Origin of the sequence: Mycoplasma sp. CSL7503-lung (assembly GCF_025515455.1) — a bacterium.
GTDB lineage: Bacteria > Bacillota_I > Bacilli_A > Mycoplasmatales > Metamycoplasmataceae > Mycoplasmopsis.
The window spans coordinates 1-18768 of record NZ_JAOPHP010000019.1 but is presented as its reverse complement, the minus strand read 5'-3'; the positions used below and the strand labels follow the sequence as shown (position 1 = coordinate 18768).

At 28.7% G+C, this 18768-nt stretch carries 27 protein-coding genes; 2 read left to right on the top strand and 25 right to left on the bottom strand.

Annotated elements, in window-relative coordinates; all coding sequences use genetic code 4:
* Nucleotides 1-130 precede the first annotated feature (130 nt).
* On the bottom strand, nucleotides 131-622 hold the full coding sequence (locus N9R85_RS03950; protein WP_396888760.1) for an MAGa3780 family membrane protein: 492 nt from the start codon (nucleotides 620-622) through the stop codon (nucleotides 131-133).
* 285 nt (nucleotides 623-907) lie between these two features.
* Nucleotides 908-1753, bottom strand: a complete 846-nt coding sequence (locus tag N9R85_RS03090) for a Cof-type HAD-IIB family hydrolase (protein WP_262858542.1) — start codon at nucleotides 1751-1753, stop codon at nucleotides 908-910.
* Between the two features lie 104 nt (nucleotides 1754-1857).
* Here N9R85_RS03090 and lepA point away from each other — a divergent pair, with 104 nt between their 5' ends.
* Together lepA and N9R85_RS03080 are read left to right on the top strand one after the other, a co-directional pair.
* Nucleotides 1858-3666, top strand: a complete 1809-nt coding sequence (gene lepA, locus N9R85_RS03085; protein ID WP_262858541.1) for a translation elongation factor 4 — start codon at nucleotides 1858-1860, stop codon at nucleotides 3664-3666.
* A gap of 7 nt (nucleotides 3667-3673) precedes the next feature.
* Nucleotides 3674-5590, top strand: coding sequence for a M13 family metallopeptidase (locus tag N9R85_RS03080; protein ID WP_262858540.1), 1917 nt, complete (start codon nucleotides 3674-3676; stop codon nucleotides 5588-5590).
* 235 nt (nucleotides 5591-5825) lie between these two features.
* Here the strand turns inward: N9R85_RS03080 and rplO are convergent, their stop codons facing one another.
* The 23 genes from rplO to N9R85_RS02965 form a co-directional block, all read right to left on the bottom strand.
* Nucleotides 5826-6266, bottom strand: a complete 441-nt coding sequence (gene rplO, locus N9R85_RS03075; protein ID WP_262858539.1) for a 50S ribosomal protein L15 — start codon at nucleotides 6264-6266, stop codon at nucleotides 5826-5828.
* A 2-nt stretch (nucleotides 6267-6268) separates the two neighbouring features.
* Nucleotides 6269-6943 (bottom strand): 30S ribosomal protein S5, encoded by a 675-nt coding sequence (gene rpsE / locus N9R85_RS03070; RefSeq protein WP_241007009.1) that lies wholly within the window; start codon nucleotides 6941-6943, stop codon nucleotides 6269-6271.
* Nucleotides 6944-6945: 2 nt separating this feature from the next.
* Entirely contained in the window at nucleotides 6946-7296 is a 351-nt protein-coding gene (gene rplR, locus N9R85_RS03065) for a 50S ribosomal protein L18 (protein ID WP_241007010.1), read from the bottom strand.
* A 24-nt stretch (nucleotides 7297-7320) separates the two neighbouring features.
* Nucleotides 7321-7860: a 50S ribosomal protein L6 gene (gene rplF / locus N9R85_RS03060; RefSeq protein ID WP_205852350.1), complete on the bottom strand. Its 540-nt coding sequence runs from the start codon at nucleotides 7858-7860 to the stop codon at nucleotides 7321-7323.
* Nucleotides 7861-7868: 8 nt separating this feature from the next.
* Nucleotides 7869-8264, bottom strand: coding sequence for a 30S ribosomal protein S8 (rpsH, locus tag N9R85_RS03055; protein ID WP_174893184.1), 396 nt, complete (start codon nucleotides 8262-8264; stop codon nucleotides 7869-7871).
* Nucleotides 8265-8266: 2 nt separating this feature from the next.
* Nucleotides 8267-8452, bottom strand: coding sequence for a type Z 30S ribosomal protein S14 (locus N9R85_RS03050; RefSeq protein WP_174893033.1), 186 nt, complete (start codon nucleotides 8450-8452; stop codon nucleotides 8267-8269).
* On the bottom strand, nucleotides 8452-8997 hold the full coding sequence (rplE, locus tag N9R85_RS03045; RefSeq protein ID WP_205852351.1) for a 50S ribosomal protein L5: 546 nt from the start codon (nucleotides 8995-8997) through the stop codon (nucleotides 8452-8454). Before rplE ends, N9R85_RS03050 begins: the two co-directional genes overlap by 1 nt.
* Nucleotides 8998-9000: 3 nt before the next feature.
* Nucleotides 9001-9333, bottom strand: a complete 333-nt coding sequence (rplX, locus tag N9R85_RS03040; RefSeq protein ID WP_216489767.1) for a 50S ribosomal protein L24 — start codon at nucleotides 9331-9333, stop codon at nucleotides 9001-9003.
* Nucleotides 9334-9353: 20 nt separating this feature from the next.
* Entirely contained in the window at nucleotides 9354-9719 is a 366-nt protein-coding gene (gene rplN / locus N9R85_RS03035) for a 50S ribosomal protein L14 (RefSeq protein WP_205852352.1), read from the bottom strand.
* A gap of 1 nt (nucleotide 9720) precedes the next feature.
* The gene (gene rpsQ / locus N9R85_RS03030; RefSeq protein WP_241007011.1) at nucleotides 9721-9990 is read right to left on the bottom strand and encodes a 30S ribosomal protein S17; all 270 of its coding nucleotides are present in this window, start codon (nucleotides 9988-9990) and stop codon (nucleotides 9721-9723) included.
* A gap of 2 nt (nucleotides 9991-9992) precedes the next feature.
* Nucleotides 9993-10187: a 50S ribosomal protein L29 gene (rpmC, locus tag N9R85_RS03025; RefSeq protein WP_174893037.1), complete on the bottom strand. Its 195-nt coding sequence runs from the start codon at nucleotides 10185-10187 to the stop codon at nucleotides 9993-9995.
* Between the two features lie 2 nt (nucleotides 10188-10189).
* Nucleotides 10190-10609 (bottom strand): 50S ribosomal protein L16, encoded by a 420-nt coding sequence (gene rplP / locus N9R85_RS03020; protein WP_174893038.1) that lies wholly within the window; start codon nucleotides 10607-10609, stop codon nucleotides 10190-10192.
* Nucleotides 10609-11259, bottom strand: a complete 651-nt coding sequence (gene rpsC / locus N9R85_RS03015; protein WP_262858538.1) for a 30S ribosomal protein S3 — start codon at nucleotides 11257-11259, stop codon at nucleotides 10609-10611. The genes rplP and rpsC overlap by 1 nt, the downstream gene beginning before the upstream one ends.
* A complete protein-coding gene (gene rplV, locus N9R85_RS03010) occupies nucleotides 11259-11600 on the bottom strand; it encodes a 50S ribosomal protein L22 (RefSeq protein WP_396888758.1) in 342 nt (113 codons plus the stop codon). The genes rpsC and rplV overlap by 1 nt, the downstream gene beginning before the upstream one ends.
* Nucleotides 11600-11878, bottom strand: a complete 279-nt coding sequence (rpsS, locus tag N9R85_RS03005; protein ID WP_262858537.1) for a 30S ribosomal protein S19 — start codon at nucleotides 11876-11878, stop codon at nucleotides 11600-11602. Before rpsS ends, rplV begins: the two co-directional genes overlap by 1 nt.
* Nucleotides 11878-12723: a 50S ribosomal protein L2 gene (rplB, locus tag N9R85_RS03000; protein WP_205852355.1), complete on the bottom strand. Its 846-nt coding sequence runs from the start codon at nucleotides 12721-12723 to the stop codon at nucleotides 11878-11880. The genes rpsS and rplB overlap by 1 nt, the downstream gene beginning before the upstream one ends.
* A 114-nt stretch (nucleotides 12724-12837) precedes the next feature.
* On the bottom strand, nucleotides 12838-13305 hold the full coding sequence (rplW, locus tag N9R85_RS02995; RefSeq protein ID WP_262858536.1) for a 50S ribosomal protein L23: 468 nt from the start codon (nucleotides 13303-13305) through the stop codon (nucleotides 12838-12840).
* Nucleotides 13306-13307: 2 nt separating this feature from the next.
* Complete coding sequence (gene rplD, locus N9R85_RS02990) at nucleotides 13308-14090, bottom strand: 50S ribosomal protein L4 (RefSeq protein WP_262858535.1); 783 nt, start codon at nucleotides 14088-14090, stop codon at nucleotides 13308-13310.
* A gap of 2 nt (nucleotides 14091-14092) precedes the next feature.
* Nucleotides 14093-14896 (bottom strand): 50S ribosomal protein L3, encoded by an 804-nt coding sequence (gene rplC / locus N9R85_RS02985; protein WP_262858534.1) that lies wholly within the window; start codon nucleotides 14894-14896, stop codon nucleotides 14093-14095.
* 28 nt (nucleotides 14897-14924) lie between these two features.
* Entirely contained in the window at nucleotides 14925-15230 is a 306-nt protein-coding gene (gene rpsJ, locus N9R85_RS02980; RefSeq protein WP_205852359.1) for a 30S ribosomal protein S10, read from the bottom strand.
* A gap of 186 nt (nucleotides 15231-15416) precedes the next feature.
* Entirely contained in the window at nucleotides 15417-15758 is a 342-nt protein-coding gene (locus N9R85_RS02975; RefSeq protein WP_205852457.1) for a thioredoxin family protein, read from the bottom strand.
* A 14-nt stretch (nucleotides 15759-15772) separates the two neighbouring features.
* Nucleotides 15773-16504: a hypothetical protein gene (locus N9R85_RS02970; RefSeq protein ID WP_262858533.1), complete on the bottom strand. Its 732-nt coding sequence runs from the start codon at nucleotides 16502-16504 to the stop codon at nucleotides 15773-15775.
* 328 nt (nucleotides 16505-16832) lie between these two features.
* Complete coding sequence (locus N9R85_RS02965) at nucleotides 16833-18491, bottom strand: ribonuclease J (protein WP_262858532.1); 1659 nt, start codon at nucleotides 18489-18491, stop codon at nucleotides 16833-16835.
* Between the last annotated feature and the right edge of the window lie 277 nt (nucleotides 18492-18768).

The following is an 18768-nucleotide window of genomic DNA, read 5'->3' as shown; positions in this document are numbered from 1 at the left end:
TTTTGATATTGAAAACAAAGTAATAATATTGATTTTTTAAGTAAAATTTTAGATTTTTTTAGATCGTTAAGATATAATAAAAATACCAAGCACGAAAGTGTTGCACTTGATATTTCATTTTAGGAAAAAACTAGATATCTAGTTTTTTATTTATTGACAAAATTCTATATCAAAATTTAAAAATTAAAATCGGTAAACCTATTCCTATTAAAATAATAATGAAATTCAAGGTTAATTTAAGATCTAAATTATTGCCCTTATAAAAGAAAGGGTGAAAGAAATTTAAGAAAGAGTAAATCACAACACCGTGTTCTTTATTATATTCTAAATAATAAGTACTTATGAATAATAAAAATGCAAAAATAAAATAAGAAAAAACATAAATTAAACAAATAAACTTATCTTTTTGTGGTATTTTCAACTTATCTTTTCAAATAAACGCAAAAATAAATATTATCATAGGATTAATTAAATGAGTGTGTAACGATTTATACGATTCAAAAATATTTTTTCAATTACTTGTTCAAGAGATTAATCCTCAATAAACAAGAAATGTAATTGAAATTAAAATTAAAGAATGAAAAAATAATCTTCTTATTATGTTTTTTGTACTAAAACACATTAATAGCAGTGTGATTAAACTGAAATAATTCGTTAAATTAGTAAAATAAAAGAATTGAGAATATCTAAAAAAATATGATTCTAAACTCTTAGTAATTGATTTAGGATTAATAGAAGAGTTTTTGAATAAAATCATTCAAGTGATTATTAAACCACTAGTAATAACTAATAAAATTAATACAGATATTAAAGTTATAATTTTACGTTTTTGAGGATCTAATTTAAATAATGTTTTCATAATAGAGAATTATATTATTGAATATAAAAAAATAAAGCGTTTTTTGCTTTATTTTTTACGCTTTGGTCCTTGTTGTGATAATTGTCTTTTTAATTCAAAATCAGTACGATATAAATAATCATCAATAGCTTCTGCTAAACCATTTTGTTCAACGCTTGAAGTATGTAATTTTGCAAATTGTATTGAATAATCATCAATATTAGCCATTGCATAAGAATAATCTGTCATTTCGAACATTGATATATCATTTTGACTATCTCCAATAGCCATTGCTGTTTTAACATCACTTTCAAAAATGTTATCACATAATCATTTCATTCCAGTTCCTTTGGAAATTCCGGGCTTAGTAATTTCGATATGAGAAACTAGGTAAACTATATTTAAATTAATATTCATGCTCATAGCTTTATCATAAAATTCTTTTAACTTATCTTTATCACCATATAATTCTATTTTATGTAAATCATCAGGTATTTCACCAGTTAAAATTCAATTATCATATTCACAAAATTCTGTTATAAATTTACGAAATTCAGGTGTAGGGTCTTTTAAAAAATATCTATTATCACCAAAATAATATAAATAAACCCCTACTTGTTCTGCTAAATCTCATATTTTTTTAGCTTCTTGTGTGTTAATATATTCAATATTTAAAACTTTCTTTTCAAGATTATCAAAAATTAAAGCACCGTTAGAGCAAACAATATAACGAGAACTCATTTGATTTGCTAATCTTTGTATTTTTTCATAAGGAGCATTTCCTGTGTTTATAACAAATTCAACACCTTTTTCTTTAATTTCTACAGCTTTATCGATATTTACTTGAGATAAAACCTTACCTGGGAACGGATAAATTGTTCCGTCAACGTCACTAAAAATTACTCATTTTTTCATAATTTAAATTATACTAAACTTTGAAAAAACGCAACTTAAAAGACTCTTTTTTTATTAATATAATAGTTATTTTATAACTTTAATATAGTATAATTTAAATACTTATGAATAAAGAAAAGATAAAGAATTTTTCAATTATAGCACATATAGATCATGGTAAAAGTACGCTTGCTGACCGTATTTTAGAAATGACAAATACAGTTGCAACTAGAGACTTAACAAGTCAATTTTTAGATTCAATGGACTTAGAAAAAGAACGTGGTATTACAATTAAATTAAATGCTGTCCAAATTAAACACAAAGATTACATTTTTCACTTAATTGATACTCCCGGACATGTTGATTTTACTTATGAAGTTTCTCGTTCATTGGCAGCATCAGAAGGTGCCTTGTTACTTGTTGATGCTACTCAGGGTATAGAAGCTCAAACTTTAGCCAATGTATATTTAGCACTAGAAAACAATCTTGAAATAATACCTGTTATTAACAAGATTGATTTACCTTCAGCTGACGTAGAAGCCGTAAAAAAAGAAATAGAAGAAGTGATTGGTATTTCAACTGAAAATGCTGTTTTAGTTTCTGCTAAAACAGGATTAGGTGTAGATAAATTGCTAGACAGTATAGTTAAATATATCCCATCACCAAGAGATGCTGATGATAATAAACCTCTTAAAGGATTAATCTTTGATAGTTATTTTGATCCGTATAGAGGAGTTGTTATGCTTGTAAGAATTTTTGAAGGTAAACTTAAAGTCGGTGATAAATTTAAATTTATGTCAAGAAACGATGAAGAAAATAATTATCATGTTATCGAACTTGGGATTAGAAATCCGCATGAAACTAAAAAAGACTTTTTAGAAGCCGGGGAAGTAGGGTGAGTATCAGCTGCAATTAGAGATGCAAAAGAAGTTAATGTTGGTGATACAATAACATTAATTTCTAACCCTACAAGCAAAGCACTTCCGGGGTATAAAAAAATGAAACCTGTTGTTTTTACAGGATTTTACCCAATAGATACTCGAGATTATTCTTTACTAAAAGAGAGTTTAGAAAAAATTTCACTTAGTGATTCTTCTATAACATGAGATCAAGAAACTTCAAAAGCACTTGGTTTTGGATTTAGGGTAGGATTTTTAGGATTATTGCACATGGAAATTCTGCAAGAAAGACTAGATAGAGAATATAAAGTGGGAATAATAGCGACTAGTCCTAGTGTTGAATATGAAGTGCATATGACAAATGGCGAAGTAGAAATGATCGCTAACCCAACACTATTACCTGACCGTACATTTATTGATAAAATAAAAGAACCATATGTAGAAGCTAAAATTTTTATACCAAATGAATATATTGGTAACGTAATGGAATTATGTCAAAATAAACGTGGTATTTATAAAAATTTGGATATGATTGACGAAAAACGTTCTCTTGTTATTTATGAATTACCTTTAGCAGAAACTATTTTTGATTTCTTTGATAGACTTAAATCAAGTACAAAAGGTTATGCTTCATTTGAATATGAATGAATCGGATATCGCGAAAGTGATTTGGTTAAAGTTGATATTTTATTAAACGGAGACAAAGTTGATGCGTTCTCGATAATTACACATAGAGATAGAGCGTACGAAAATGCAAGAGAATTGTGTCAAAAATTAAAAGAAGCAATTCCTCGTCAAAACTTCGAAGTGCCTGTGCAAGCAACGATCGGAGGAAAAATTATTGCACGCGAAACAATTAAAGCCTTTCGTAAAGATGTTACTGCTAAACTTTATGGTGGTGACGTTACACGTCGTCAAAAACTACTTAAAAAACAGAAAGAAGGTAAGAAACGTATGAAAAAACTTGGATCAATCGAAGTTCCACAAGAAGCATTCTTATCAATTCTTAAAACAAATATAGACCCAAAAAAATAGGAGAAAAATGGAAAAAAAATTACTTAAAGACGACTTTTTTGCATACGTAAATGCAGAATGATTAAAAACGGCTAAAATCCCAGATGACCGTTCAAGCATCAGTTTATTTGATGAATTAGATATTAATTTAGAAAAATTATTAAAGGAAATATTAACAAAATGATCGAAAGATCAAAGTCAAATACCTAATAATTCACAATTATTAGAAATGATTAAATTTTATAATTTAATCAACAACACAAAAAAAAGAGATGAACTAAACTGGTCTCCGGCCAAAGAAACATTTTTAGAACCACTTAGAAACGAATTAAAAAATATGACTTTTAAAGATTTTTTCAACTGAGATAGAAATAAATATTTGGAATATTCATACTTACCATTTGATTTTTCTGTTGATGAAGATTTTATTGATACCACAAGAAAAATTGCATGATTAGGTGAATTGCCAACAATTTTACCTTCAAAAGAAACATATGAAAACGAAGAAGAAAAAAATAAATTATTAAAAGTTTGAAAAGAAATGGTCCTTGATTTATTAATTGATTATGGATTAGAACAAGAAGTTGCTAGTAAAATGGTTAATAATGCAATTGAATTCGATAACCTTTATAAAGATTATATAAAAAGTTCGGTCGAAAATGCAGACTATGTTTCTGCATATAACTTAAGAAAAAGAGGAGAAGTCACCCTATCTAATCAATTTGATTTCTGAACTAAATTAGACCAATTAATCGGACAAGAGGTAACAGAAGTTTCAATTCAAAACCTTAAAATCTTTGATGCTTTTGATGAAATTTTTAGTGATAAAAACCTTGAAAATTTCAAAGACTTAATGTTTATTTTTAACTTATTAGGTACAGCACCATACTTAAACGAAAGAATTAGAAATAAAGCATCAGAATTCAAAAACAAAGTCTACTCAATTAATAAAAATAGATCTTTAGAAGATTATGCATTTGATTTAACTAAAAAATATTTTGGTATGACATTAGGTATGTATTACGCAAACACATACTTTGGTGAAAAAGCTAAAAAAGACGTTGAAGAAATGGTTCGAAGTATGATTAAAGTTTACGAAGAAAGATTAAAAAATAATAAATGACTTTCTAAAGAAACAATTGATAAAGCACTTCTAAAATTATCTAAATTCGAGTATATGGTAGGTTATCCAGAAATAATACAACCTTATTATTCTCAATTTAAAGTCAAAACTTACGATGAAAATGGAAGTATATTTACATCAGTACATTCATTTAATAAAATATTTGCAGAATATAGACTTAGCTTATATCATAAAGAAGAAGATAAAAGATTTTGAGGTATGTCTCCATCAGCAATTAATGCATACTATCACCCGATAAAAAACCATATAGTATTCCCTGCTGCTATATTATCTTATCCGTTTTATGATATTAATAGATCTAGAACAACTAATTTTGCAGCAATAGGTGCTGTAATAGCTCATGAAATATCACATGGTTTTGATAATAATGGTTCTCAATTTGATGAAAATGGTAAATTAAATAATTGATGAACTAACAATGATAGAGCAGAATTTGAAAAAAGAATAAATGCTACAATCAAATTATACGATGGTAGAGAAACAGAATTTGGTAAAGTTAATGGTAAATTAACTGTTTTAGAAAATATTGCTGATTTAGGAGGGTTTGAGTGTGCGTTAGAGGCAGCACAACGTCAGCCCGACTTTAAAGCAAAAGACTTTTTCGAAAGTTGAGCAAGAACATGACGTTCAATTTTCAAAGAAGGTACAGCTAAACGTTTATTAGATTCCGATGTACACTCACCAGCAGAAATACGTGCAAATGTTATTTTAGGAAATAATAAATTATTTGAAAAAACCTATGATATTCAACCAGGTGATAAAATGTATGTACCTGATGAAGATAAAGTAAAAATTTGATAAAAAAGAGGTTTAAGCCTCTTTTTTATCAATAATTTTAAATAAATTTATAATAAAATTGAACAAATCTATAATTATAAATATCTAATAGATTTAATATTATTTTTACTATTTCTTTGTTCCAAATCACTTTTTAATTTTGTATTATAAATTTTATTTTTACTCCAACACATTTAATTTACAATATTTATATTTTTAAATAAATAGAAAAATAGAGGTTGCCCTCTATTTTAAATAATTAAAATTCCTCAATTGTTCCATTAAGTTTTTCGAATGCTGCTTTTGCAGAAGCAGAAGCTTTATTTACTACAACATGTAATTTTTTAGTTAATGTACCATTTCCTAATAATTTTATTGGTAATGATCTTTTTACTAAACCTTCTTCGAATAATCTTTCTACTGTTACTTTTTCACCATCTTTAAATTTTAACTCTAAATCAGATAAATTAATTACTTGGTATTCAACGTGATTTACGTTTGTAAATCCACGTTTTCCAATACGACGGAATCAAGGAGTTTGTCCCCCTTCAAATCCTAATCTGTGCCCTTTACGTTTATTTTGTCCTGATTGACCTTTACCAGCTTGTTTACCTTTTCCAGCAGCGTGACCACGCCCTTTACGGTGTTTTTCTGGTCTTGAACCTTCTGTTGATTTTAATGTATGTAATTTAATTGCCATAATTATTTAAAATCCTTTACATCTTTATCTCTAAGTTCTGCAATTTGTTCAGGTGTTCTTAATTGTTTAAGGGCTTTAACTGTTGCTTTAACAATATTTGCTTTTTTACGTGAACCATATGTTTTTGTAACGATATCTGTGTAACCTGCAAGTTCAACAACTGCACGTACTGCACCAGAAGCGATAAGACCTTTTCCTTTTGGAGCGGGTTTTAACATAACTTTTGATGCTAAGTATTTTGTCATTGGAATTTCGTGTGGAATTGTACCTGTTTTACTATCAAGTGGAACTGTTACTAAATTATTTTTAGCATCTTTGATAGCTTTCTTAATTGAGTCTGGAACTTCGTTTGCTTTCCCGTGACCGTATCCAACTACACCTTTTTTATTTCCAATAACAACAAAGGCTGAGAAACTAAATCTTCTTCCACCTTTAACAACCTTTGTAACACGAGCAATATCGATAACTTTTTCAGTATATTCTGATTCTACTCTTTGACGGTTATTTCTTGTGTTGTTTCTTCTTGGTCCACGACGATTTTGTGTTCTAACTTTATCTGAATTTTCGTTTTGATCATTAGCAACATTTTTTCTTGGTCTAAAAGTTTTTTTAGCAGTAACTTCTTTTGTACCTGTTGTTTCGTTTTGAGTTAAAACTTTTTTATTATCTTTTTCCATAATTAGAATTTAACTCCTTTCGCTCTTACTGATTCAGCAAATGCTTTTACACGACCGTGATATAAATATCCACCACGATCAAATACCACTTCTTTAATTCCTAATGAATTAATTTTTTCACCCATTAATTCACCTAATTTTTCAGCGGCTTTAATATTACCACCATATGTTTCATCTTTAAGTGTTGAAACTGATGCTAATGTAACTCTTTTTTGGTCATCGATTAATTGTGCATAAAAGTTTTGGTGAGATTTAAAAACGTTTAAACGTGGTTTTGTAGCTGTACCGTTAATTCAGTAACGTGCACGTTGGTGTTTAACTTTTCTAGCTTGATTTCTTGATAATTTTGCCATAATGTTTTAATTAACTTCTTAATATTATTTAGAAGCTGTTTTCCCTTCTTTACGTCTAATTTTTTCACCTTTGTATGAAATACCTTTACCTGAATAAACACTTGGTTTTCTAACTGCTCTAACAATTGAAGCAAAGTGTCCTACATTTTGTTTATCGATACCAAATACTGAAACTTCTGTTGGTTTTGCAACTGTAACTTTAATGTCACTTGGAATTTCTAATGAATGGATGTGGCTATATCCTGCTGATACATCTAGTTTTGAACCTGATAAAACAGCTTTATATCCAACCCCTTTAATTTCTAAATCAATTTTGAAACCTTTTGTAACACCTTCAATCATATTTGAAATATGAGAATTTGTTGTTCCATGTAATTGTTTAGTTGTTTTTTCTTCGTTTGCACGAATTGTTGAAACTTTATTATCTTCTACTTTTACTGTGATTAAATGACTAAATGTTCTTGTTAAAGTACCTAATGGTCCTTTAACTGTAACTGTTGAATTATCTACTGTAACTGTTGCTCCAGCAGGTATTGTTAAAATACGATTTCCTACACGAGACATACAACTACCTATCAAATGTGAGCGATAATTTCACCACCCACTTTTGCCTCTCTAGCTTGTGTTCCTGTCATTAATCCTTTTGATGTAGAAATGATAACTGTTCCGTATCCTGACATAATTGTCGGAATTTCAAGAGTTTTTACATAAACTCTAAGACCTGGTTTTGAGATTCTTTTAATCCCAACAATAGCAGGTTGATTTTTCTTGTATTTTAATGTAACTACTAATTCTTTTGATGTACCTTCACCTTTAACTTCATAAGATGAAATATAACCTTCTGAGTGAACCACTTTTAAAATTTCTTCTTTTTTTGTTGAATAAGGCATTGAAACTGTTTTGTGTTTTCTAATATTCGCGTTTTTAATACGAACTACTAAATCTGAAATTGGATCTGTAATAAACATAATTATCAACTCGCTTTCTTCACACCTGGAATTTTACCTTCATGTGCAAGGTTTCTAAAACAGATACGACATATTTTATATTTTCTTAATACTGCATGTGGACGCCCACATAATTCACAACGTGTATATGCACGTGATGAAAATTTTGGTTCGCGCTTTGCCTTAACTATTAATGCTTTTCTCGCCATTATTTAGCTCCTTTTTTCTCAAATGGTACACCTAATGATTCTAATAATGTTCTTGCTTCTTCGTTTGTTTTAGCTGTAGTTACTACAAGAACATCTAATCCTTTAATACGACGAATTTTATCAAATTCGATTTCTGGGAAAATAATTTCTTCTTTAATACCTAAAGCAAAATTTCCTCTACCATCAAATGCTTTAGGGTTTGCTCCACGAAAATCACGAATACGTGGCATTGCAACATTTATTAATTTATCTAAAAATTCTCACATTCTATCTCTACGTAGTGTAACTTTTCCACCCATAGCCATTCCTTCACGAAGTTTTCATGAAGCGTTAGATTTTTTAGCTTTTGTTTCGAATGGTTTTTGTCCTGAAATTAATGTTAATTCATTTAAAACTTCTTCGATTGCTTTTGAATTTGAAACTTCTTTACCAGCTGTCATGTTTAATACAACTTTTTCAATTCTAGGTACTTGCATTGATGAAGAGTAGTTGTATTTTTCTTTAAGAGCTGGAACTGCTTTTTCTAAATAAATTTGTTTTAACATATACTACACTTCCTTTTGAGTTTTTCTAGCAACTCTTACTTTTTTACCGTTTTTATTAATTTTATATCCTAGTTTTGAAGTTTGTTGTTTACTTGTTTTACTTGATTTTTTTACTAAATAAGCTACGTTTGATGCATGAATTGGGGCAGCCATTTCTGTTATAGAACCATCTTGATTTTGTTGTGTTGGTTTGTTGTGTTTTGTAACAATGTTTACGTCTTTAACGATAACTCTATTTGTTTTGTGGAATATTTTTTCAATAACTCCAATTTTCCCTTTTTCTTTACCAGCAATTACAATAACTTGGTCATCTTTTTTAAATTTAATTTTTGTCATAATTTAATTTTCCTTTACTACTATAATACTTCTGGTGCTAAAGAAACAATTTTAGGGAATTTTTCTCTAATTTCACGAGCAACTGGTCCAAAAACACGAGTTCCACGTGGTGTTAAATCTTCTTTAAGAATAACAACTGCGTTATCATCAAATTTAATATATGAACCGTTTGTACGGTGAATACCATATTTTGAACGCACAACTACTGCTTTAACAACTTGACCTTCTTTTACCATACCGTTAGGTAAAGCTTTTTTTACTGAACAAACTATAATATCACCAATTTTAGCAACTTTTTTCTTTGATCCACCTAATACACGAATTACACCTATTGTTTTTGCACCTGAGTTATCAGCTACATTTGCTCTTGATAATTCTAAAATCATATTAGTTGTTTCCTTCGATAGCAGATTCTTTTACTGATACTAATCTAAAGTGTTTTGTTCTTGAAAGTGGTCTTGTTTCCATAATAACAACAATATCGTTTAATTTAGCAACTTCATTTTCGTCATGTACTGCAAATCTTTTAGTTGATTTGTAACGTTTTGAATAAAGTGGGTGTTTTTTGTATGTGTCAACAGCAACAATAATTGTCTTAGCACTTTTACCTGCTGAAACAACTTTACCTGTTAAAGTTTTTCTTGTATTTCTTTCCATAATTATTTATTCTCCTTTTTGGCATTTAATGCTGTAAGAGTTTTAGCAATATCTGTTCTTAAAAGTTTAATTTTGTGTGTATCTCTTAAATCACCAGTAACGTTTCTATATCTAAGTGTGAATAATTCTGCTTTTAATTTTAAAGTTAATTCTTCAAGCTCTTTTGTTGATTTTTCTAATAAATCTTTGTAACTCATAATTATTCATCTCCTTTTCTTTGAACTATTTTTCATTTAACAGGTAATTTGTGACCAGCTAAACGAAGAGCGTCACGTGCGATTTCTTCACTAACACCACCAACTTCAAACATCATTGTGTTAACTTTTACTGCTGTATATCATAATTCTGGAGCACCTTTTCCTGAACCCATACGAACACCGATAGGTTTAGATGTTTTAGAAAAATGTGGGAAGATTCTAATAATAACTTGACCTTCACGACCCATTCTACGTGTTGCTGCAATACGTGCTGATTCTATTTGACGAGCTGTAACTCATGCTGATGTAACTGCTTGCAATCCGAATTCACCAAATGCAACAGTGTTTCCTTTTGTAGCTTTTCTTTTGTCGTGTCTAACAACAAAAGGTTTTCTATATTTAGTTCTTTTAGGTTGTAACATTATTTTTTACCTCCTAAAATTTCTCCAAGTGAAACTCAAACTTTAACACCAATAGCTCCATATGTTGTTCTAGCTGTTGCTGTTGCGTATTCTACATTTTGTCTTAATGTATGAAGTCTCATTTCTCCTTCAGAATAACCTTCTGAACGAGCCATATCAACTCCGTTTAAACGACCGCTAACCATAGTTTTAATACCTTTAGCACCTACTTTTAAAGCGGCTCTAATGGCAATTTTTTGCGCTTGACGGAAGCTTTCACGGTTTTCTAATTTTGTTGCAATCATTTCTGCAAGTAATCTTGCGTTTAAGTCATAATTTTTTAATTCTATAACTTGTAATTTTAAATTAAGATTTTTATTTTTAACAAATTTTTGAACCTTAACTGTTAATTCTTGAATGTTCTTACCTTCTTGACCTAACATTGCTGCAGGTTTAACTGTGTGTAAGTTAACTGTCACTTTGTTATCTTTAGTTCTTTTTATTTCAACTTTTCCGATTTGATATTCACGTACTAATTTATCAAAGAATTTATAAATTTTAGCATCTTCAACTAAATATGATCCGAAATTATCTTTATCTGCAAATCATGTTGAATTATGGTTTTTTGAAACTCCGTAACGGAATCCATTTGGATTAACTTTTTGTCCCATTAGTTTCTCTCCTCTAATACTATTGATAAATTTGATGTACGTTTTAAAATTGAATAAGCTCTACCTTGACTTCTTGGTTGGAATCTTTTGAGTGTTGGACCTTCATTTACATAAACTTCTTTTACGAATAATTTTGCTGCGTTCATTCCGTGGTTGTTTGTTGCGTTAGCAACTGCCGAATTAAGTAATTTAAGGAAAATTGGTGCTGATTTTTTAGATGTATTTTCTAAAAGACCTAAAGCAACATTAACATCTTTTCCTCTGAATAAGTTAGCAACTAATTTTGCTTTAGATGAACTTACCCTTTGTAATTTTACATGTGCTTTTGCTTGTTGTGCCATTATTTCTTCTTACCTTTATCTGCACCATGACCTGAAAATGTTCTTGTAGGTGCAAATTCCCCTAATTTATATCCAACCATATCATCTGTTACGTAAACTTCGATAAATTTATTTCCGTTATGAACTGCGAATGTTAAACCAACGAAACTTGGGAAGATTGTTGAACGTCTTGATCAAGTTTTAATTGGTTTTTTAGGTGCGTTCCCTTCAACAATAGCATCTACTTTTTTAAGTAAATGATCATCTGCGAATGGACCTTTTTTAAGACTACGTGCCATTATTTAGCATCCTTTCTTCTTCTTAAAATAAGTTTATTTGAAGATTTTTTAGTTTTTCTTGTTTTAACTCCAAGAGCTTTTTTACCTCAAGGTGTAAGTGGAGCTTTACGTCCAACAGGTTGTTTACCTTCCCCTCCACCATGTGGGTGATCTACAGGGTTCATAACAGAACCACGAACTGTAGGTCTAATTCCTTTATGTCTATTGATTCCTGCTTTACCTACGTTAACAAGTGAATGTTCTTCGTTACCTACAACACCAATTGTTGCACGACAACGAGCTAATACACGACGTGTTTCTCCTGATTTAAGTCTAAGAACAACATATTTTCCATCGTCATCTTTACCAAGTAATTGAGCTGATGTTCCAGCACTACGTGCTATAATACCACCTCCTCCTGGTTGCATTTCGATGTTGTGTACAAATGTACCTTCAGGAATGTTAGATAATGGAAGTGCGTTTCCAACAACGATATCAACATTTTCTCCTGAAATAACTTTTTGACCTAAAACTATTCCTTTAGGTGTTAATATATATCTTTTTTCTCCATCAGCATATGCTAATAAACTAATGTTAGCTGAACGGTTTGGATCATATTCAATAGTTTTAACAATAGCTGGGATATTATCTTTATTACGTTTGAAATCTACAAGTCTGTAGAATCTTTTTACACGTCCTCCGTGATGTCTAACAGTTATTTTACCTTGGTTGTTACGACCTGCGTGATATTTTAGATTAACTAAAAGTGATTTTTCAGGCGCATGACCAGATAAGTTTTGTCTGAAATCAAGAGAAGACATATTTCTACGACCATTTGTAGTTGGCTTATAATGTTTAATTGCCATAATTATCTTTTCTCCTTTGCTTAAAAATAGTGCGGAATTTCTTTTAAGCAATATTTTAGTCCGCTTTTATTTTATATTTTTCTTTAATTGAAATAACGAAAGTTCATCGGAGAACTATTCTCCACCAACTTTACGTTTTGTTGTTGTTTTTGCTTTAACAGTCGCTTTTTTTGTTGCAACTTGTTTTTTAGATGCTAATTTTTTAGCTACTTTGTTTTCAACGTCTTTTGCTTTTGCTTCTTTAGCTTTTTTAGCTTCTTTAACTTCTTCAGAAACTATTTGTGCTTTTTCCTCATCATCACTTGGAATATAGTTAATTGATTGACCTTCTACTAATTTAACCATAGCTTTTTTGTAACGATTTGTAAATCCGTGGAAACGACCAACACTTTTTGGTTGTTTTTCAACTTTAATTGTTCTAACAGATGCTACTTTTACACCAAAAATTGTTTCAATAGCTTCTTTGATTTGATATTTATTAGCAGCATAATCAACTTTAAAGACAAATGTTGATTGTGTTGTTCTTAAAACATCAGTTTTCTCTGTTAAAATTGGTGATTTAATTACTTGAGTTAATTCCATGATTATTTAGCCTTTCTTTCCAAAAGTTCTAAGCTTTGTTTTGAAATTATCATTACATCTGCACCAATTATTTCTTCAACTGTTAATGAATTAGCTTTAGTTGTGGCAACATTTGGTAAATTTTTAGCTGACTTAAATACATTGTAATCTTCATTTACTACTAATACATGTCTTAAATCATTTACATTAAGTTCAACTAATTTATTAACCAAATCTTTTGTTTTGATTGAGTTCAATGTTAAGTCATCAACGATAACTGCATTGTCTTGTGATAATAATGTAAGTGCTGATACAAAAGCGTTGTATTTAACTTTTTTATTTACTTTAAGTGAGTAATTTTTATTTGATTGAGGCCCAAAAGCTCTACCACCACCTACTCAAATTGGTGAACGCATAGAACTGTGACGTGCTCTACCTGTACCTTTTTGTCTTCATGGTTTTTTACCACTTCCACTAACTTCGGCACGATTTTTAACTTGGTGTGTACCTTGTCTTCTTGATGCTCTTTCTGATAAAATTGTATCAAAAATAGCTTGTTCATAAATTTTTTCACTTTGGAATAATGCTTTAGGTAATTTAACTTCTGATTTTAATACTTTTTTAACTACTTTTTTAGTTGTTGTAGTTGTTTTTACTTCTTTTTCTTTTTTTGCTACTACTTTTTTTGTTTCTGTTTTTTTAGCAGCAGGTTTTTTAGTTGTTGTAGTTGTTTTTTTAGCAGCAGGTTTTTTAGTTGTTTTTGTTGTAGTTTCTTTTTCTACTTTAGCTTTTTTTGTTTCTGCCATAACTATTTATCCCCTTCTTGAGCTTCTTTAGCTTCTGCTTCTTCTATTAATGCTTTTAATTCTGATGAATGCATTCCAACTGTAACTTCAATATTATGTTTTTTAGCTTGTTCGATTAATTCATTTAATAATTGAACTTCTTGAACATCAACAAGTTTAACACCTTCATGTGATGGAAGGCCTTTAACAGCTTCTTTAACAACTATATATGATTTTTTAGGTCCAGGAATTGATCCTTTAACTAAAATTAAATTATTTTCTAAATCAACTTTTACAACTTCTAAGTTTTGTACAGTAGTTTTTACATTACCTAAATGACCCGGCATTGTCATTCCTTTGAAAACTCTGTTTCCTGCGATATCTCCAAGTGATCCTGTTTGTCTTACTGGTTGTGAACCACCACCACCACCGTGTGATTTAGGTCCAATGTGTTGGTTGTGTCTTTTAATTGTACCAGCAAAACCTTTTCCTTTAGATGTACCTGTAACATCAACAAGTTCACCAGCTTTAAATATGTCAGCTTTAATTGTGTCTCCAAGTTCGAAACCTGACATTTCACGAACTTCTTTTACGAAGCGCTTAGGTGTTGTTTTAGCTTTAGCAAACTGACCGCTATCTGGTTTATTAACACGGTTAGCTTTTTGTTCAAATACAGCAAGTTGTGTAGCTACATAACCGTTTTTGTCGTTTGTTAAAACTTTAGTAACAACATTTGGTTGTACTTCTATTACAGTAACAGGTATTCTTAAACCTGTTTCAGTGTAAATTTGAGTCATACCAACTTTACGTCCTAAGATTCCTTTCATTTTTTCTCCTTAAAAAATTTTAATTTAATTATTTAACTTTAATTTGAATTCCTACACCAGCAGGTAATTCTAATCTGTTTAATTTGTCAGTAACTTCACTATTAGCGTTTTCAACAACTACTAATCTTTGATGAGTTCTACTTTCAAATTGTTCACGACTTGGTTTGTTAACGTGAACTGATCTTAAAATTGTGATTTCATCTCTTTTAGTTGGTAATGGAATTGGTCCACTAACTTTAGCTTTAAGTTCTTTTAATAATAAATAAACTTTTTTAGCTCCTTCATCAACTAATGTATGATCAAACCCTTTAATTTTAATGTTTAGTTTGCTCATGTTGTCTCCTTTTGTTCTTTTGAACAATAACTCACTATAAAAACCTAGATAATACCTCAACAACTTTGTATTACTAGCAACCTTATAGATCTACGTTATAGTTGCTTTATAATTATATAATAAAAACCGAAAAATAGAAATCATTTTTTTCGGTTTTTAATTTTAACAACTGTTCTCGGTGTATCATTAAGCAATTCTTTTGTCTATTCAATCCTCTAGAACTTCTTCTGGCACGTATTCAAAACCTTTTTCAACTATTTCATCTCCTTTTAATAATATAGTTGTAGGAACCTTTAAAACTCTTCATTTAGTATTAGGATCTCTAAAAAGTTTTGCTTCTTCAGCGTCAACATTTATAAATTCAACTTGATTATTTCCTTCAAATTTATTTGCAACTTCGTTGAAAACAGGTTTCATCATTTTACAATCTGTACATCATTCAGTTGTGAAAGTTAAAAAAGTTAATTTATCTGTATCTTTATTTTTAATTAATTCTTGAGCTTCTGCTCAATTCATTTTTTTAATCATTTTTTCTCCTTTTATTAATTATTAAATTCATCTTGAAAATCAAATTCATCTAGCCAATCTTTTTCGTGATTATATTTTTTCTCTTCAGATAATTTTATTGTTATCGGTGTAATTCTATTTTCAATATTATAATCAAACTCTTCAGTCTTTGACTTTAAGTCATTATATCAAAAATAAAAATCTTCTACTACTTTTGAATTAGTTTTTTTTAAAATTATTTTTTCTAATTTTGAATAACTTAAATTTCTAAAATCTAAAGCAAAATGTCTTGCTGCGTAGAATAAAAAATCATAATAATCTTTTACTTTTTTAGTGTATATAAAATCATTATTTTCGTTTTTTAAAAACCTTACTTTTTCGCTTAGTGTTATTTTTTTATTACTAAATAATTGGCGAAATTTAATGTTTGTTAAATGAGATAAAATAAAAAATATAATTAAAACCAAAGCAAGAATAGGTAAAATTGGTGATAAAAAAGGTAAATATAAAATATTTATTAGAGTATCAAAAAAGACTCCTGTGTTATTTCAAACCGAAACATTATTAATAGTAAAATAGTCACTTTTGCTTAACCCAAACTTTTGTCATCATCCTTCAATAAAAATTAAGGATAAATTTTTAGGTTGAAAAATAAAGTTTTCAATAGTTAAAAAATGTATAATTAAATGATCCAAAAGTGTAACTCCCGCAAAAAAGTATATTATTGAAGAATAAAGTTTATATCTAAATTCACCGATACGAATCATATTAACTCTACTAAAATAGAAAATTATTTTGTTTTCATTAAAATTAAAATAAATTTCAAAACAAAAAAATATTAAAAATCCTATAAAGAGAAATATAATAGTATTCCCTAATAAAAGTCCAAAAGTATAAATATAAAATCAATTTAAAATTTCAGGCAAAATATTTAAATTAAACAAAAGAAAAAAAGCAAAAAGCAAAATAAACAATACTATCCCTATAGTAAGTTTTATTTTGCTTATTTTTTTATAAAATACTTCCTTATTATTGTTATTTAACACATCCAAATAAGGCATATTAAGTAAATTTAATAATTTGTTTTTTAACATTTTAATTTACCTGTGTAAGAGTAAAAGCAACCATCGGATCTTTATCTGTTAATTTAAATATTTTTTTTCTTATAGTTTTTCTAACTCTTTCATTTAATTCTCTCATATTAGCATATTCTTTACTAGAAATCAAATCAATAATTATATCTTTTATTAGTCTATTAAATTTAGAGTATTCATCACTATTAATTACACCAACATAATTAATATGTAATTTACCGATTATTTTCTTTGTTTTAGGCGAATATAAAGAATTAATAATGACAACACCATCACGACCTAAAACCTCCCTTTCAGCAAGAACTTCTAAAGAAATATCTCCAACTCCAAAGCCATCTATGATAGTATCCCCAATTTCTTTTATTCTACCATTGTGCGAAATTAAATTCCCGTTTTCAAAATGTGCAATTTTACCGTTTAAAAGTACAATTGGATTAGTATTTTTGTATTCTGTTTGTAAATAATCACAAATGTCAATTAAATATCTATATAAACCCTGCGCGGGTATAAAATAATTTGGTTTTAAATTTTTAATTAAGCTAAAAATATCCTCTCTTGATGGTCTACAATAAAAATACTCATTTTCTGGAACATCAATTAGATTAGAAGTAACTTTAGCAATCTCATCTAATGTTTGTGCAGCTTCAGATTCTAAACCATTCACCGGAGGTGCCATCATAATTACAGTGTCTTGTTTATTAATTTTCATATAAACATCATCGTTGGAAACTATTCTAACAAAACGAGAATATAATCTCTCAATAGAACCTGTAACTAAAACAACAGCATTATCTGTTTTATTTATCAATTTATAATCTAATATTTCAGGAAATTGATATTCTGGATACCCTTTTTCCAAAAATTGCTTAGTTAAAAAAAGTATGTCTGCATAATTTTTACCATAAGGAATAATTGGTCTATTGTACTTTTTAGCAAGTTCGATAACTTGTTGTAATGTAGCAACATCTTCAGAATATGCACCAATAACAATCCTACTTTTTGAATTAGATTTTTTAAATGATTCTTCAATATATTTTGGTAATTTTATTTTATCAATGGCTTTACCGTTTGTTTTTGATCTTCCAGCATCACTAATTATAGCGTTTAACTTACGTTTTCCGAAAGCTTTAGATAAATGGTAAAATCATGTTTTACCAAAAATTCCTAAATCACCTTCAACGTAGTTGAACATAAATAAATAATCACCTGACTTAGTTATGAAATCAAAACCTAAATTTCCCGGGGTTGAACCAGGAAGAGATATCGGTTGAACAACAATCGAGCCTATTTTAGTTCTTTCTGTAATTGTTTTTATTTGAAATTTATCCAATTTTATATTGTATTTTTGAAGTCTTTCTTGAATGAAATGTTTATTCAAGAAAGAAGTATAAATTCTAGCGTTTGGCACTTTCATTAGCAATCATGGTAACGCGGAAAAACTTTCATTTCTAATATCTGTAATGAAAATTCCTTTAATTTTATCTTTATTTTTTTCTAAAAAAGTAAAGTCAGGTATTAATGTATCAACACCATTTTTAGAATTAATTGGAATTTTTACACCTGAATTAATTATGTATAAATCATCATTATAACTAAAAACGTAACTGTTTTTTCCGTTTTCGTCCTGACCACCTAATGCAAAAATTTTAACATTTTCCATTTTTGTCATCTCCTTTTTTATAACGGAATATATTTCTTAATTATAGCAAACTATTAGTTATTTTTTTATATAAAAACACAAAACAATTATTTTTTAAGTTAGGCGAATAAAATTTGATAAAAAACTCATATTAATTTTTTATTGATATGAGTTGCTAAATTGTAATTTCAAGTGCAACACAATTTATATAAAATATAATTGTGGAGCACTTGAAATTTTTTAATAAAAAAATGGCCCCACATGAACCGAGGAACCATATGAATTATACAACAAAAAA